Origin of the sequence: Glaciihabitans sp. UYNi722 (genome assembly GCF_040549465.1) — a bacterium.
Lineage (GTDB): Bacteria > Actinomycetota > Actinomycetes > Actinomycetales > Microbacteriaceae > Lacisediminihabitans.
The window spans coordinates 44,364-56,919 of record NZ_JBEPTL010000010.1 but is presented as its reverse complement, the minus strand read 5'-3'; the positions used below and the strand labels follow the sequence as shown (position 1 = coordinate 56,919).

Annotated in this window: 10 protein-coding genes and 1 pseudogene; 9 read left to right on the top strand and 2 right to left on the bottom strand. The window is 64.8% G+C overall.

Features of this window, described 5'->3' with window-relative positions; translation table 11 throughout:
* Positions 1-11: 11 nt before the first annotated feature.
* From ABIB56_RS09285 to ABIB56_RS09275, 3 genes and pseudogenes are all read left to right on the top strand, one after another.
* A pseudogene (locus ABIB56_RS09285) lies at positions 12-92 on the top strand (zinc-ribbon domain-containing protein); the annotation flags it as partial.
* A 3-nt stretch (positions 93-95) separates the two neighbouring features.
* Complete coding sequence (locus tag ABIB56_RS09280) at positions 96-1,019, top strand: FHA domain-containing protein (RefSeq protein WP_354568986.1); 924 nt, start codon at positions 96-98, stop codon at positions 1,017-1,019.
* 95 nt (positions 1,020-1,114) lie between these two features.
* The gene (locus tag ABIB56_RS09275; RefSeq protein ID WP_354568919.1) at positions 1,115-3,913 is read left to right on the top strand and encodes an FtsK/SpoIIIE domain-containing protein; all 2,799 of its coding nucleotides are present in this window, start codon (positions 1,115-1,117) and stop codon (positions 3,911-3,913) included.
* 12 nt (positions 3,914-3,925) lie between these two features.
* Here ABIB56_RS09275 and ald read toward each other — a convergent pair whose 3' ends face one another.
* Positions 3,926-5,041, bottom strand: coding sequence for an alanine dehydrogenase (gene ald, locus ABIB56_RS09270; RefSeq protein WP_354568918.1), 1,116 nt, complete (start codon positions 5,039-5,041; stop codon positions 3,926-3,928).
* 296 nt (positions 5,042-5,337) lie between these two features.
* Here ald and ABIB56_RS09265 point away from each other — a divergent pair, with 296 nt between their 5' ends.
* From ABIB56_RS09265 to ABIB56_RS09250, 4 genes are read left to right on the top strand one after another with little or no spacing between them, the layout of a single operon-like run.
* Positions 5,338-6,552, top strand: a complete 1,215-nt coding sequence (locus tag ABIB56_RS09265; RefSeq protein ID WP_354568917.1) for an ABC transporter substrate-binding protein — start codon at positions 5,338-5,340, stop codon at positions 6,550-6,552.
* Positions 6,552-7,751: an ABC transporter ATP-binding protein gene (locus tag ABIB56_RS09260; protein ID WP_354568916.1), complete on the top strand. Its 1,200-nt coding sequence runs from the start codon at positions 6,552-6,554 to the stop codon at positions 7,749-7,751. The genes ABIB56_RS09265 and ABIB56_RS09260 overlap by 1 nt, the downstream gene beginning before the upstream one ends.
* A gap of 2 nt (positions 7,752-7,753) precedes the next feature.
* Positions 7,754-8,665 (top strand): ABC transporter permease, encoded by a 912-nt coding sequence (locus tag ABIB56_RS09255; protein ID WP_354568915.1) that lies wholly within the window; start codon positions 7,754-7,756, stop codon positions 8,663-8,665.
* Positions 8,666-8,697: 32 nt separating this feature from the next.
* Complete coding sequence (locus ABIB56_RS09250; RefSeq protein ID WP_354568985.1) at positions 8,698-9,531, top strand: ABC transporter permease; 834 nt, start codon at positions 8,698-8,700, stop codon at positions 9,529-9,531.
* Between the two features lie 49 nt (positions 9,532-9,580).
* On the opposite strand, the gene gabT is transcribed toward ABIB56_RS09250, so the two are convergent.
* Positions 9,581-10,930, bottom strand: a complete 1,350-nt coding sequence (gene gabT, locus ABIB56_RS09245; protein ID WP_354568914.1) for a 4-aminobutyrate--2-oxoglutarate transaminase — start codon at positions 10,928-10,930, stop codon at positions 9,581-9,583.
* Positions 10,931-10,986: 56 nt separating this feature from the next.
* On the opposite strand from gabT, the gene ABIB56_RS09240 reads away from it, so the two are divergent.
* Both ABIB56_RS09240 and ABIB56_RS09235 read left to right on the top strand, forming a co-directional pair.
* Complete coding sequence (locus ABIB56_RS09240; RefSeq protein ID WP_354568984.1) at positions 10,987-11,469, top strand: OsmC family protein; 483 nt, start codon at positions 10,987-10,989, stop codon at positions 11,467-11,469.
* Positions 11,470-11,557: 88 nt separating this feature from the next.
* Positions 11,558-12,541, top strand: a complete 984-nt coding sequence (locus ABIB56_RS09235) for an FKBP-type peptidyl-prolyl cis-trans isomerase (RefSeq protein WP_354568913.1) — start codon at positions 11,558-11,560, stop codon at positions 12,539-12,541.
* Positions 12,542-12,556: the final 15 nt, after the last annotated feature.

Here is a 12,556-nt window from a genome sequence, read left to right as displayed (position 1 = left end):
GGTAGATCGAAATGGGGCTCGACGCGGTGAACTGCACATACTGCGGCACTGAGCTGCCACCCGGCGCGCTGTTCTGCGGCGAGTGCGGTCGGGCGGTGGCACCTGCGGCCTCCGCTGCCAACCAGTCCTCTGCCAACCAGTTCTCCGCTAACCAGTTCTCCGCTAACCAGTCGACGCGTGCCATACGCCTGCCGCTCACCGAGGAGCCGATGTCGCCCGCTGCGCCGGCGTTGAGACAGCCTCCGGTCAAGACCTCTCCGGAAGCCACACTGGCCGACTCCGTGGCAGATAACCCTGCCCAAGCGGATCTGTCCTCTGGCGCCGAGGTGCCAGAGGAGGAGTCGTCGCCCGAACCGCTGGTCGAGCCAGCCTTCGACGGCCTTCGCTGCACCCAGTGCGGTGCCCGGATGTCACCGAACGACATTTTCTGCGGCGAGTGCGGCCATGTCTCACATGAGATCAGCGCGAGTTTCAGTCGACCGAGGGACACCGTCGTCATCGAGCCGCTCTCATTCGCCCTCTCTCCGCCGCCGTCGATTCCGACACCGCCACCCGCGGCTCTCACGCCGCCAACCGATCGTCCGCGGCCGGAAGCTGTCGAGCATTTGGCCGGGACCTCGGATGAATCTTCTGACGCGTCCTCGGATGCCGACGACCTCGAGGCGACGCGCATCGTGAACCCCTCGCGCAAAGGTGGACGATTCATCCTGCAGTTCAGCACCGGTGAGACCTTCACGGTCTACGGATCCGGACTCGTCGGGCGCAACCCACAGCCGGAACCCGGCGAGTATTTCGACCAGCTCATCCGTGTGCTCGACCCCAGCCGGTCGGTATCCAAGACGCACCTCGAGTTCGGCCAGGATTCCGGTGCTTTCTGGCTTAAGGATCGATACTCCGGCAACGGTACGATCGTGCGGGAGCCCGACTCCCCACCCGTGCGCTGCCAGCCGGAGAAACGCGTCCGTATCGTGCGAGGCACCCGCGTAGACATCGGTGAGCAGTTCTTCATCATCAGCTGAGCACCTCTCCCCAACGGAGCGGATTATCGGCCAGGCATCCCCAGATCGCTCTCTGAGGCCTGTTTCGGGCGGCTGGCGGTGGTTGTGTCTCCAGCGTGACGATCGACGCTCAGCCCCGCATTCCACTGCCGCAGCCACCGGACGCCGCCCAGCCGTACAGCTTTCCGGTGGTGGCGTGCATCGCTCCGGTAATCGGCGCCGTGGTCATCTGGGCCATCACCCGATCGTCTTTCACTCTTGTCTTCGCCGCCCTCGGTCCGATCATCGCGATCGCGAGTTTCCTCGATTCGAAGCTGCAGGCGCGGCGTCGCTCGAAACGGGATGGGCTGAGGTTTGAGCGGCAGCTCCTTGAGTGCATCGACAGCATCGACCAGCAGCATGCGAGAGAACGGGCTGCGCTTCTGCGCCTGACCCCTGGATCGGGCGATATTCTCGCCATGTCGGCCGGAGATCCTGAGCGCTGGCGCAGTGACACCGATTCCGGCGTCTTCGTGAATCTCGGCACCGGAACGATCTACAGCGAGGTGCGCCTGGATGGCGCGCCGCGATTAAATGACGACACTGCGGATGCTGCGCTGACGGCCCTGCGTGAACAGGCGGCGGTGCTCGACGATGCGCCGATCGTCGTCGACGCACGACTCGGCATCGGCATCTGCGGACCGGCCACGCTGGCCATGGCGCTTGCTCGCAGTATCCTGGTGCAGCTTGCCACTGTGATCTCGCCGGCGAACGGTGGGATTGCGATTCCGGATGGGGCCGGGTGGGCCTGGCTGGCTGGACTTCCGCATCCGCACTCCGTGTCGTCAACCTCGGCTGTGCGCTGGTCGCTCGGTTCAGATACCTTCACGATCTCGGTCGCCGCGTTCGCCGAGTTGCTGCCCAGCGACTGCCGGGTGGTGCTCCGGGTGGGTGATGGGCGGAGGGTCGAACTGGTCCGCCATGCGAGCCATGAGGCTGGCGACTTCTTCGACGGGGGGTTCGTTTCTGCCGAGGAGGCGCTTCGCGGTGTCGAATTGCTCGCCCGCGCCGCCAGGGATCGTGGGCTCATTGGCGCCGGGTGCGAGCCGGTGAGCCACGATTTCGCCGCACTTCCTTCGAAGGAGGTGAAACGTGGCACGCTGCGATGCTCGTTCGCGTGGCACGATGCCGATCCTCTCTGGCTGGATCTCGTGACGGATGGCCCCCATGCGGTGATCGGCGGTACGACGGGCAGCGGCAAGAGCGAGCTGCTGGTGAGCTGGGTGCTGGCAATGGCGGCGAACGCGGGCCCTGAACAGGTCAATTTCCTGCTGGTCGATTTCAAGGGTGGGTCGTCGTTCGGTCCGATCGAAGACCTGCCCCACGTCGTCGGCCTGATTACCGACCTCGACGAACGGTCCGCTCATCGCGCACTGCTCAGCCTCCGTGCGGAACTCCGGTTTCGTGAGCGACGGTTGGCGGATGCCGGTGCGCGATCGATCGATGACCTCCCACCCGGCGATGAACTCCCACGGCTGGTGCTGGTCGTCGACGAGTTCGCAGCAATGGTGGCCGGTTTTCCAGAACTTCATGAGCTCTTCGCCGACCTCGCTGCGCGAGGGCGATCGCTCGGGCTCCACCTCATCCTGTGTACGCAGCGGCCAGCCGGGGTCGTGAGAGACGCGGTGCTCGCGAACGCGGCGCTGCGTATCTCCCTACGTGTCAACAACCGGGCGGACAGCGTGGCCGTCATCGGCAACGGCGACGCGGCCGAGCTTTCGGTCGAGTCGCCGGGTCGTGCGCTGCTGAGCCTCGCCGGTTCCGAACCGCTGCCGATGCAGGTGGCGCGGGCGACTGCCGCCGATGTCGCACTGATCGCTGGTCGTCGGCGCTCGGAGCTGGACAGCATCCGGCGACCATGGTGCGACGACCTACCGACTGTCATCCGTCTGGAGAAACTCGATCCGGTGGCATCCGGCCTACCGTTCGGTCTTCTCGACCTTCCGGAGCAGCAGCGCCAGCAGACGGCCGTCTACGAACCAGAAGTCGACGGCAACCTGCTCGTCGTCGGCGGCCAGCGATCCGGTAAGAGCGGGCTGTTGGCGACGTTGCAGGCGACGGTTGGTTCGGAGCTCCTTCCGGTGGACATCGAGGCGTCCTGGGATGCCCTCTCCGGCGCTGTCGACCGCGTGCGACGCATGCTCGTCGGCCCGCGGCTGCTCCTCGTCGATGACGTCGACGCCCTCATCGCACGCTTTCCCGAGGACTACCGCGCGCCGTTCGTCGACCTGCTGACCGAGCTCCTGCGTGAGGGAGGATCTGTGGGGCTGCGCGTGGTCATCACCGCCCGACGTCTTCCTCCCTCCCTCCAACCGCTCCTCGGGCTCTGTGACTCGCGGCTCGTCCTGCGGCTGCCGAACCGACAGGAGCACCTGCTGGCTGGCGGCACTCCTGGGGGCTTTGTCTCCGACGGCCGCCCAGGGGCGGGGGAGTGGCGCGGATCACGCCTTCAGCTCGCGCTCGCGGCAGCGCCGCAGTCCATGGTCGTGGCCGCCGTGATATCGCCACTGGACTTCGCCGAACATCGTGGCCTGATAGTCGTGTCGCGGCGGCCGGCCCAGTGCGCACGACGGCTCAGAGAGTCCGCGACGGTGGAGGTGATCGAGCTCGGCACAACAGTTCGCACCACCGAACTCTCCGTCGTGGACGCCGGGGCTTCGGTGATCGTGGTCGCCGATCCCGAGACCTGGCAGTCGCAGTGGTCGCTCCTCGCGTCGCTGCGCGCCAGGACGGCCATCCTGTTCGACGGATGCACCCCCGCCGAGTTCCGCGCCGTCAGCGGGCAGCGCAGGCTTCCGCCGCCGCTCTCCTCAGTCTCCGGAAGCCTGTGGCTGCTCGAGCCGGACGGAACACTCACCAGGACGCAGCTGCGGTGACCGCGCGGCAGGTTAGGCGAGCACGGACTCCAGTGGGCGGGAGGCGAGCCCGTGGGCCGTAGCGACAGGTTCGCTGATCACATCGCCGGCGTGGGCGTTGAGACCGAGCGCGAGAGCGTGATCGGCGCGCAGCGCTTCCTTCCAACCATCATTGGCGATCGCGCGCACGTACGGCATAGTCGCGTTGGTCAGCGCATAGGTGGAGGTGTGCGGCACAGCGCCCGGCATATTCGCCACGCAGTAGAAGAGCGACCCGTGCACCACGAAGGTGGGGTCGGCGTGGGTGGTCGGGTGGCTGTCGGCGAAGCATCCACCCTGGTCCACGGCGATGTCGACCAGAACGCTCCCCGGCTTCATGCGGGAGACGAGGTCGTTGCTGACCAGCTTCGGGGCTTTGGCACCCGGCACGAGAACGGAACCGATCACCATGTCGGCCATCGCGCAGGCCAGCTCGATCTCGAAGCCGTTGGACGCCACGGTGCGAACCCGCCCGGCGTAGAGGGCGTCGAGTTCGCGCAGTCGTTGGATGTTCGTATCGAGCACCACGACCTCCGCGCCGAGCCCGACCGCCACGGACACCGCGTTGGTTCCGGCGACTCCGCCCCCGAGCACCACGATCTTCGCAGGATAGGTGCCGGGCACTCCGGGGACCAGAAGCCCCGGACCGCCGCTGGGCTTGAGCATCGCATTGGCGCCGACGATGGGCGCAAGGCGACCGGCGACCTCGCTCATCGGGGCGAGAAGCGGGAGAGCGCGGGAGGGCAGCTGCACCGTCTCGTAGGCGATGGCGGTGACACGACTGGCGAGCAACTGCTCGGTGAGGGCTCGCTCGGCGGCCAGGTGCAGGTAGGTGAAGAGCAGAAGTCCGTCACGGAAGTAGCCGTACTCGCTGGCGACGGGTTCCTTCACCTTGAGAAGGAGGTCCGCGCTGTTCCAGGTTGACGCGGCATCCGGGCTGATGGTGGCGCCGGCTGCGACGTAGTCGTCGTCACTGATCGAAGAGCCGACGCCTGCCCCCGATTGGATGAGCACATCGTGGCCGTGGGCGACGAGGTCGTGCACTCCGGCCGGTGTTATCGCGACCCGGAACTCGTTGTTCTTGATCTCTGTGGGGACGGCGACTCTCATTGCGCTCCTACCTCTCAGCGGCTGCGCGGTTTGTGGCCGCGCCACACCGCTACGACATCGTGCCCGACACCGGGCCTCGACAACTCTGTCGATCTGTCGTCAAGCGTAGTCGCGGCACACGCACGAATCCGCACCGAAAAGCGGCGTAGCTGTACTGATTTCGTGAAGTTTGTGTTTCGAAATGGGCGATTTGCCCCATTAGTGGTGCGGTCGGCGCCTCCGCTGTGTCAGTATCGACCAACGCGGTTCGCCGGTGTCCGCGTCGATGCTCGCCGTCGTGAAGGAGTTGCCCGCCCATGACCAGAACGATGCCGCAAGACCCGATGATCCTGTCGTTGATCCAGCAAGCAAAGCGGGCGTCGTTCTCCCGCCGGAACATGCTGCAGGGAGCGGGAATCGGAGCTGCGACCCTCGCCCTCGCTGCGTGCTCGACGGGTGGTGCGTCGGCCAAGCCGACAGCCGCGGCCGACAAGTCGTCCACCAACAAGTCTCTCAACTGGGACAACTGGGCTGCCTACCTCGACGAAGACGACTCCGGCAAGACGCACCCGACCCTCGCCGCCTTTGAGAAGAAGACCGGTATCAAGGTCAAGTACGACGTGGCGGTCGATGACAACAACACCTACTACGGCAAGGTCAAGGGCCAGCTGGCGCTCGGCCAGGACATTGGAGCCGACCTGGTCTGTCTCACCGACTGGATGGTGAGCAGGCTCATCAACCTCGGTTACACCCAGGAATTCGATCTGAGCAAGATCCCGAATGCCAAGAACCTCACCCCGGCCCTGCAGAACCCAGACTTCGACCCTGGGCGTAAGAAATCCCTGCCATGGCAGGGTGGCTTCGCCGGCATCTGCTGGAACAAGGCGAAGGTTCCTGGTGGTCTCAAATCCGTCGAAGACCTGTGGGACTCGTCGCTCAAGGGCCGCGTCGGCGTGCTCTCCGAGATGCGCGACACTATGGGCCTTATCATGATGCAGCAGGGGGTTGACGTCAGCGGCAAGTGGAGCGACGACGAGTTCAACACCGCCCTCGATGTGTTCAAGAAGCAGGTCAACGACGGCCAGATCCGCAACATCAAAGGCAACGCCTACCTCGAGGATCTCAAGAGCGAAGACACCCTCGCCGCGATCTGCTGGTCGGGTGACATCACGGTGATCAATGCCGAGGCCGGCGACAAATGGGAGTTCGCCATTCCGACCGGCGGCGGCACACTGTGGAACGACAACTTCATCATTCCCATCGGTTCGCAGAAGAAGTCGGCGGGCGAAGATCTCATCAACTATTACTACGAGCCGGAGGTCGCCGCGGAGGTCGCCGCCTGGGTGAACTACATCACGCCGGTCGAGGGAGCGAAGGAAGCGATGATGAACATCGATCCCCAGCTGGCGGAGAACCAGCTGATTTTCCCGAACGAGGCCACCCTCGCCACCACCAAGGTCTTCCGCACCCTGACGAGTGCAGAGGAGAGCAAGTACGGCGCGTCCTTCCAGTCCGTGCTGTTGGGCTCCTGATGGCCACCGGAGCATTCGCCGAGGCCGGTGCGGACCTCGAACTGGTCGGCATCCAGAAGCGCTTCCCCGGGTTCACCGCCATCGAAGAACTCAGCCTCACCATTCCGGCTGGCTCGTTCTTCGCGCTGCTCGGCCCCTCCGGCTGTGGCAAAACCACCACGCTTCGCCTGGTCGCCGGCCTCGAGGAGGCGACGGCCGGTCGTATCCTCATCGGCGGCAAGGATGTGACCGACACCAAGCCATACCAGCGCCCGGTCAACACTGTCTTCCAAAGCTACGCTCTCTTCCCGCACATGTCGATCGTTGACAACGTGGCATTCGGGCTGCGCCGCAGGAAGATCTCGGATGCCGTCGGCAAGGCCCACGAGGCTCTCCGCCTCGTCGAACTGGACCACCTCGCCGCCCGCCGCCCTGCCCAGCTCTCCGGCGGACAGCAGCAACGAGTCGCACTAGCCAGGGCGATCGTCAACCGGCCGGCCCTGCTGTTGCTGGATGAGCCGCTTGGAGCCCTCGACCTCAAGCTGCGTCGCCAGATGCAGCTCGAACTCAAGTCGATCCAGGAGGAGGTTGGGCTCACCTTTCTGCACGTGACCCACGACCAGGAGGAGGCCATGACCATGGCCGACACCGTCGCCGTCATGAACAGGGGCCGCATCGAGCAGCTTGGTTCGCCTGAGTTACTCTACGAACTCCCGCGCACCGCTTTCGTTGCGAACTTCCTCGGCCAGTCGAACCTCTTCACCGGGCCTGTGGAAGGCACTACCGCAGACCGCATCTCGGTGAATATCGAGGGCAACAAGATCGTGGTGCCCAAGTCACGATCGCAACGTCACGCCGGTGAGGTGACGATCGGCGTCAGGCCGGAGAAACTCAGCCTGCACACCGCGGAGCCGGAGAAGGCCGCGGGCACGAACATTCTCGGCCCCGGCCGTATTATCGACGTGTCTTTCAGCGGCGTGAGCACGCAGTACATCATCGCGGTGCCCGGCCTCGGCTCTGTGGTCGTCTTCGCGCAGAACATGGGTGTCGGCCCGGCGGTCACCGAGGGATCTGAAGCCTGGGTCTCCTGGAAGGTCGAGCACGGATTCGGGCTCGAGGATGAGGCGCCCGCTCTGCCGCGATTCCCCGCCGATGCCGACACGGCATCCATCGCGGTGCAGAAGAAACGCGCGCTGATGTCGGAGCTCGAGGAGGCCTAGCCGTGGCTTTCTCCGCATTCGCGACGGGTACGGCGCAAGAACAGGCTCCGCGTCGCAGAAGTCGCATCGCCCTACTGTTGCTGCTGCCCGGCATCCTCTACCTCGTATTGTTCTTCCTGGTGCCTCTGGTGTCACTGGTGATCACTTCGCTGCAGGAACCCGCCGGCTTCGGCGACATCGGCCAGTACCAGGCGGCATTCAAGTGGGACAACTACGTCACCTCGATCTCGCAGTACGGCGAGCAGATCATCCGCTCCTTCATCTACGCGATCATCGCGACAGTCTTCGCGCTGATCTTCAGCTACCCGCTTGCCTACTTCATCGGGGTGAAAGCCAGGCGGTGGCCGCTGCTGCAGAACCTGATGCTGGTGCTGGTGATCGCACCGTTCTTCATCAGCTTCCTGCTGCGCACGCTGGCCTGGAAGTCGCTGCTCTCCGACGAATCCTTCGTGGTGACAGGGCTCAAGGCACTCTCGCTGCTTGCTCCGGATGCCCACGTCACCGGCACCCCGTTCTCCGTCGTCTTCGGCCTCACCTACAACTTCATCCCCTTCATGACGCTGCCTTTGTATGCCGCACTCGAGAGGCTCGACACCCGCTACCTTGAGGCCGGGAGCGACCTATACGCGCATCCGTTCACGGTCTTCCGCACTGTGACGATCCCGCTCTCCATGCCCGGCATCGTCTCCGGCGTGCTGCTGACCTTCATCCCGGCGGCCGGTGACTACGTCAATGCGAGTCGCGAGTTTCTCGGTGGAACAGGCACGGCGATGATGGGCAACGTGATCGAGAGCAACTTCCTGATCCTGTTGAACTATCCTGCGGCGGCATCGCTGTCGATCATCCTGATGGTCGTGATTCTCGCAATCGTGACCGTGTATGTGAAGCGCAGCGGAACGGAGGACCTGCTGTGAGCACCCAGGAAGGACTCGTGCTCGCGGAGGCGATAGGAGCCCCGCAGAAGCCCCGTACTCGCCGCCCCCGCTTCAGCCTCGGATCGTGGCTGCTTCCGGTCTACACGGCCCTGGCACTGATCTTCCTCCTGGTGCCGATCGCCTACACCTTCGTCTTCTCCTTCAACGATTCCCTGAAGTCGAACATCTCCTGGCGCGGCTTCACCCTCGACAACTGGATCAACGTCTGTGCGGCGCAGGATGTCTGCCAGGCTTTCGGCAACAGCATCCTGATCGGCGTGATCGCCACTGTGATCGCGACGATCCTCGGCACGATGATCGCGATTGCCCTGGTGCGTTACCGCTTCCGCTTCCGTTCGGCGATCAGCCTCCTGCTCTTCCTGCCGATGGCGACACCGGAGGTCGTGCTCGGTGCCGGGCTCGCGGCCGAGTTCCTTGGAGCGGGCGTACAGATGGGGCTGGTCACCATCATCCTGGCGCACACGATGTTCTGCATCAGCTTCGTGGTGGTGACGGTGAAGGCACGTGTCTCGAGCCTTGACCCGGCGCTCGAGGAGGCGGGCAGGGACCTCTACGGCTCTCCTGGCCAGGTCTTCTGGCGCATCACCTTCCCGTTGCTATTGCCAGGGATTGTCGCCGCCGCCCTGCTCTCCTTCGCGCTGAGCTTCGACGACTTCATCATCACGAACTTCAATTCGGGTTCGGCAACCACTTTCCCCAAGTTCATTTACATCGCGGCCGCCCGCGGCATCCCGGCCGAAGCGAATGTCATCGCGTCTGCGGTGTTCATCCTGGCCATCGTGCTGGTGGTGGCGCAGCAGGTTTCGGCGGCCGCCAGACGCAAGCGTCAGGCCAAACTCGGCTGAGCTGGTCTCAGCGATGAACGTCGGCGAACGACCCCCGAGAGCGGATGGCTCACAGGGTTGCGAGCGCCTCGTCGAGCACGCCCAGCGCCTCGGTGAGAAGGGCGTCGCTGATCGCGAGACTGGGCAGGAAGCGGATGACGTTGCCCCAGGTGCCAGCGTTCAGCAACAACACACCGTGCCGGGCCGCGTAGGCGGTGATGACCGTGACAGCGGCAGGGTTCGGTTCGAGAGTGCCCGGCTGCACCAGCTCGATCGCGAGCATCGCGCCGATACCGCGCACATCGCCGATCACCTCGTACTTCTGTTGCAGGGCGAGCAGCGCGGGCTTGAGCAGACGCTCAATGCGCGCGCCCTCGGCGAGGAGTCCTCGGGACTCGATCGACTCGAAGACCGCGACGGCGGCTGCGGCGGCGACGGGATTCCCAGCGAAGGTTCCTCCGAGACCGCCGGGGTGCGAGGCATCCATGATCTCAGCCCTGCCGGTGACCCCCGCGATCGGCAGGCCGCCCGCGATGCCCTTAGCGCTCAGCACCAGGTCGGGCACGATTCCGAAGTGCTCAGAGGCAAAGTACACGCCGGTGCGGGCCATGCCGCTCTGGATCTCGTCGGCGATGAACACAACGCCATTGGCTGCGCACCACTCCTGCAGCGCGGGCAGGTAACCCTCGGCGGGCACGACGAAGCCACCCTCGCCCTGGATGGGTTCGACCACGAGGCAGGCGAGGTCGGATGCCCCGACGGCCTTCTCGAGATAGGCGATGGTGCGTGCTGCGGAATCTGCACCGCTCAGTCCGTCGCGGAACGGGTAGGAGTTCGGCGCGTGATGCACGTCGCTCGCGAACGGACCGAAACCCAGCTTGTATGGCATCGACTTGTAGGTCATCGCCATGGTGAGGTTGGTGCGTCCGTGGTAGGCGTGGTCGAGCACGGCAACGCCGGTGCGTCCGGTGTATTTGCGGGCGATTTTGACGGCGTTCTCCACAGCCTCCGCGCCGGAGTTGAGCAGCACAGTCTTCTTCGGGAAGTCGCCCGGCGTGTGCTGGGCAAGCAGCTCAGCCACCCGCACGTAGCCCTCGTAGGGTGTGATGGTGAACATCACGTGGGTGAACTCGCCGAGCTGGGCGGTGGCCGCCGCGACCACGGCCTCGTCGGTGTGGCCGATGGTCATCACGCCGATGCCCGCTCCGAGATCGATGAACTGGTTGCCGTCGACATCCACCACGATGGCACCGTGGGCACGCTCGATGAACACGGGGAGGGCTGAGGAGACCCCCACGGGAACGACTGCTAATCGTCGCTCGGTGAGCGCGTGAGATTTCGGGCCGGGAATGGCCGTGACGATACGGCGTTCCTGGCTGATTCCGGAGGTCTCTGAGGCGGTTACGAGGGTGTCAGTCATGGTGTTCCGAGCCTATCCCCGCAATGCTGTCGACCCCAAGGTGTAGCGTGCACAGCGTGAATCTCGAGCATCATTTCTCTGTCGGCCTCGAATGGCTCGGCAATCGCGGCACAGGCACCAGCGACTACAGGTCTTATGGACGGGATCATGTCCTTCACGCGGAGGGCAAGCACGACATCAGCGGCTCGAGCGATCGTGCGTTTCGCGGCGACGTGGACCGTTGGAACCCCGAGGAGTTGCTTATCGCCGCTCTCAGCCAGTGTCATCTGCTCAGCTACCTGCACGTGGCCGCCACGAACGGCGTCGTCGTCATCGGCTACACGGATGCGGCGATCGGCACCATGGAGCAGACGGCGGATGGCGGAGGGCATTTCACCTCGGTCACGCTGCGCCCCGTCGTCACGATCTCGTCCGGGAACGCGGATCTCGCGCTCGCCCTGCACCACGAGGCGAGTACGAAGTGTTTCATCGCGAGCTCGGTTAACTTCCCGGTGAGCCACGATCCGGAGATCCGTCTCGCGGAGACCTCACTCGCGTAAAGTTGTGCGCGGCCAGCCCGTTTCAGCTTGCGCATAGGTAGGCGCGGAATACTGGGCTGATCCCAGATGATCTTCAGAAAGCAGAACTGTGTCGAAAATCCTCAGCACGATCGCCATCGCGGGAGTCGTCGCGCTTGCGCTCGTCGGCTGCAGTAGCGGAACGAAGGGCGATGCCAACACGGCGTCGACAGCCTGCGTCGCGACGAAGGCGGGCGACAGCTCAGCGAAGGTGAAGGTCTCCGGCAAGTTCGGCGCGGATCCGACTGTCACTTTCACCACACCGCTGTCGAGCAAGTCCACAGAGCGCACTGTCGTGAGCAAGGGCAGCGGAACCCTCGCCAGCTCCGGAAGCGCCGTGACAGTCACCTACGCCGTTTACAACGGCACAACCGGCAAGCAGATCGACACGACCGGATTCGGCGCCGCCAAGGCCCAGCCGCTCCAGCTCGACGAGAAGTCGATCATTCCGGGTCTCTACAAGGCGATTGCCTGTTCCCCTGAGGGCTCGCGGGTCACCGCCGTCGTGCCACCGACCGACGGCGTGAGTGCCGCCAACCAGACCGGTCTCGGCCTGTCGGCAACCGACTCGATCGTCTTCGTGATCGACGTCGTCAGCGCTAAAAAGCCGGTGAAGACGTTGAGCAAGGCGAACGGCGCGGCGCAGCCCGCACCCACGGGCTACCCCACGGTGAAGCTCGGAAAAGACGGCGCACCGACGATCACCGTTCCGAAGACCGACGCTCCGACAAAACTCGAGATCGCGGATCTCAAGAAGGGCACGGGGGCCACCGTCAAGGAGGGCGCATCGGTCACCGTGAACTACACCGGCGTCGTCTGGGCCACCGGCAAGGTCTTCGACTCCAGCTGGACGGCAGGGCAGCCAGCCACTTTCCCCACCGGCGGGGTGATTCCCGGTTTCGGCAAGGCTCTCGTCGGGCAGAAGGTCGGCTCGCAGGTCATCGCGATCATCCCGCCGGCTGATGGCTACGCCGATAAGGTGCCGGGCAATCAGACGGATATCACCCCGACGAGCACCCTGGTCTTCGTCGTCGACATCCTCGCCACCCAGTAGCGAGTCGCGGGTAGT

Bases quoted from the DNA above. Each gene is read 5' to 3' on its own strand.
- ABIB56_RS09260 (WP_354568916.1), top strand. From the start codon at position 6,552: ATGGCCACCGGAGCATTCGCCGAGGCCGGTGCGGACCTCGAACTGGTC.
- ald (WP_354568918.1), bottom strand. From the start codon at position 5,041: ATGAGAGTCGCCGTCCCCACAGAGATCAAGAACAACGAGTTCCGGGTC.
- gabT (WP_354568914.1), bottom strand. From the start codon at position 10,930: ATGACTGACACCCTCGTAACCGCCTCAGAGACCTCCGGAATCAGCCAG.
- ABIB56_RS09265 (WP_354568917.1), top strand. From the start codon at position 5,338: ATGACCAGAACGATGCCGCAAGACCCGATGATCCTGTCGTTGATCCAG.